A 2,841-nucleotide genomic window follows, 5' to 3' on the forward strand; every position below is an offset into this window, starting at 1 on the left:
ATCTGGATGAGCGCGCCTTCGCCGACCCGCTCGCCACGGACGCGGACAGGGCGCTCAATGCCCACATGGCCTTTGGCGGTGGGCCGCACCGCTGCATCGGCTCGAACATCGCGCGCCAGCAGCTGCGCGTCACCTACGAAGAATGGTTGCGTCGGATTCCGGACTTCCACATCACCGCGGGCGCGAAGGTCCAGGCCGTTTGCAGCGAGGCGCTGGTGCTGAGCAGCCTGCCGCTGTCCTGGGACCTGCCCGGCACGGCGTCGCAGCCTTGACGCGTCGCGTCCCCTGGGTGCTATACCTCACAAGACTCAGAAGAAAATTGTCAATGTGTCAGTTTTATTGATTCGCACAACAGCTGAAGGAAACCGCCATGAAAGAAACCAAGGTATACCTGCTCGACGCGGGCTCGATGGTCCTCGATCGCAGTTACTTGTTCCTGGACGCGGGCTTGACTGGCGAACAGCGCTTCCCCGTCTATGGCGTGCTGGTCGACCATCCGGACGGCAAGTTCCTGTTCGATACCGGCTTCGACTTGGAGCACACCTGCAAGACGGCGCCTTTCACGCAGCCCTTGCAGACCGAACGCCAGACCATCCCAGGGCAGCTCGACCTTCTGCACATGAAGCCGGTGGACGTTACGCATGTGATCAATTCGCACTACCACATCGACCACATCGGCGGCAACAAGCACTTCAAGCAGGCGACCACCGTCTGCCATCGCTGCGAGATCGAGGCCTTCCGTTTCCCCACCGAACACGAGTCCCTCGGCTACTCGGACACCAGCGCAGCCGCGCATCTGCGCGACTTCCGCCTCTCGGCGCGCGAGGAGGATGCCGCCTGGAAAGCCGCAGAAATCGGCGCCAAGGTGAAGGCGGCGGAGTTCGATCTCTACACGCCGCGCATAGAAACGCTCAGTGGTGACCAGGAAATCGTCAAGGGCGTCTACCTCTTCGAGACCATCGGGCACACCGCCGGCCACTACAGCCTGATGGTCCAACTGGCCCATCGCCGACCGATGCTGTTCACCGCCGATGCCTGCTACTCGAAGAAAAGCATGGACATGATGTGCATCCAGGCCGGAAACCGCAACAACGATCAGGCGCGCRCCTCGATGCAGCGTCTGAAGGATCTGGCCCGGCACTACGACGCGGAGTTGTTCTACTCCCACGATCCCGAGAACTACGCGTCGTACCAGAAGGCCCCCTACGCCTACGTGTGAGGTATCGCCATGCACAAGACCGCACTCCCGCCAGAGCCGCCACTGCCGGACGTGCCGGCGAGGCAGATCGTCGACTTCGACTTCTTTGCCGTGCAGCCGGTTGACGGCGACCTGCACCTTGGCTGGAAGCGCCTGCACGAAGGCCCCGACGTGTTCTACACGCCGCGCAACGGTGGCCACTGGGTCGTGACCCGGGCGGCTGACGCGTTGCCTATCTATGCCGACACCGCGCGCTTCTCGAATGCTGGCGTGGCGATGTCGCGCGACGCCCGCGACATGCAGCTCGCGCCCGGCGAGATCGACCCTCCCGAACACACCGGTATTCGTTCGCTGCTGAACCCGACGTTCGGCCCCAAGCCGATCCGCGAACTCGAGGCGGAAGCGCGGCGCATCACCGTCGAGCTGATCGAGGGCTTTCGGGCGAACGGCGCTTGCGAATTCCGGTCCGCATTCGCGCAGCGCATGCCGATCCACCTGTTCCTGTCGATGATGGACCTTCCGCGCGGAGATGCCGAGGCACTGCTGCCAGCGGCGGATCTGTTGACGCGCGATGCCGACCCGCAGTCGTTCCACACGGCGATGCTCACCATGATGGGCTACCTGAAGCAGCGAGTCGTCGAACGCCAGGCCAAGCCGCAGGACGACTTCATCAGCCGGCTGATCGCAGCCGAAGTCGATGGGCGGCCGCTGGATGTCAGCGACGTGTTGAGTCTGACCGCGAACGTCATGTTCGGGGGGCTGGACACGGTGGTCGCCACCATGGGGTTTTTCATGAACTTCCTGGCTCGCCATTCGACCCACCGGCGGCAGCTCGTGGACGATCCGTCGCTGATCCCCGCGGCGGTGGACGAACTTCTGCGTCGCCATTCCATCGCGAACTTTGGCCGCGTCGCGACGGAAGATGTGGACTGCTGCGGCGTGCGCATGCGCCGGGGTGATCTGGTGCTGCTGCCGACTGCACTCTATAACCTCGACGAACGGCGCTTTCCGGACCCGCTGACGGTGGACTTTCATCGCCAGGACAAGGCGCACCTCAACTTCGGCAGCGGCGTGCACCGCTGCCTGGGGCTGCACCTTGCAAGGCTGGAGTTGCGCGTGATGCTGGAAGAGTGGATGCCGCGCATCCCCGAATTCCGCATTTCCGACGGCGAGGAGGTTCGCGCCCATTCAGGTCGCGTCAATGCGGTGACGCACCTGCCCTTGAGTTGGGGTTGAGCAGGTCGACTCGGGGTCCAGCAGCGCGGCTCGCCTCAGGCCGCTGATGCAGGCCGCCACCAGYCGCGAAGGCCAGTTTGCTGGCCAGCCCGCCGAGTTCGTGCTCGAAGGCGGGCGCCTCGGAATGGATGACGGTCCAACTCGGCCACCCACCGCGGCAATCTCCGTCGCGTGGTGGATGGCCATCCATCCGATGAGAGCGGGGGAGTGGCTGTTGTTGAAAGGGGTTGTCTCCTTCCTTTCAAGTCGTCATGCTGCAATGCGCCTCGCRCTCGAGGCGCTCGCGATCGTCCGGGTGTGCAAGGTCAAGCATCCGGCGCACGCGCTGCGCCAGCGTCAACCCGCGCAGATCGGCCACGCCGTATTCCGTCACCACGATGCCGGCATCGCTGCGCGCCGTGCTCACC

The 2,841-nt window shown here is 64.2% G+C and carries 4 protein-coding genes; 3 read left to right on the forward strand and 1 reads right to left on the reverse strand.

The genetic code is table 11. The features are described 5' to 3' along the window. The 3 genes from AC1DY5_RS49975 to AC1DY5_RS49985 form a co-directional block, all read left to right on the forward strand. Positions 1-272 (forward strand): cytochrome P450 (locus tag AC1DY5_RS49975; protein WP_478121733.1); only part of this gene is annotated, 272 nt, incomplete at its 5' end. A 98-nt stretch (positions 273-370) separates the two neighbouring features. Beyond that, on the forward strand, positions 371-1,219 hold the full coding sequence (pldA, locus tag AC1DY5_RS49980; RefSeq protein ID WP_478121734.1) for a 4-pyridoxolactonase: 849 nt from the start codon (positions 371-373) through the stop codon (positions 1,217-1,219). Between the two features lie 9 nt (positions 1,220-1,228). Continuing rightward, on the forward strand, positions 1,229-2,434 hold the full coding sequence (locus AC1DY5_RS49985) for a cytochrome P450 (RefSeq protein WP_478121735.1): 1,206 nt from the start codon (positions 1,229-1,231) through the stop codon (positions 2,432-2,434). A gap of 241 nt (positions 2,435-2,675) precedes the next feature. Here AC1DY5_RS49985 and AC1DY5_RS49990 read toward each other — a convergent pair whose 3' ends face one another. After that, the gene (locus AC1DY5_RS49990; protein ID WP_478121737.1) at positions 2,676-2,840 is read right to left on the reverse strand and encodes an acetyl-CoA hydrolase/transferase C-terminal domain-containing protein; all 165 of its coding nucleotides are present in this window, start codon (positions 2,838-2,840) and stop codon (positions 2,676-2,678) included. Position 2,841 lies beyond the last annotated feature (1 nt).

This window comes from Variovorax sp. P4_D9, assembly GCF_056401695.1.

What these genes read in the sequence shown, in the direction of transcription:
- AC1DY5_RS49985 (WP_478121735.1), top strand. Translation starts at nt 1,229, where the DNA reads ATGCACAAGACCGCACTCCCGCCAGAGCCGCCACTGCCGGACGTGCCG.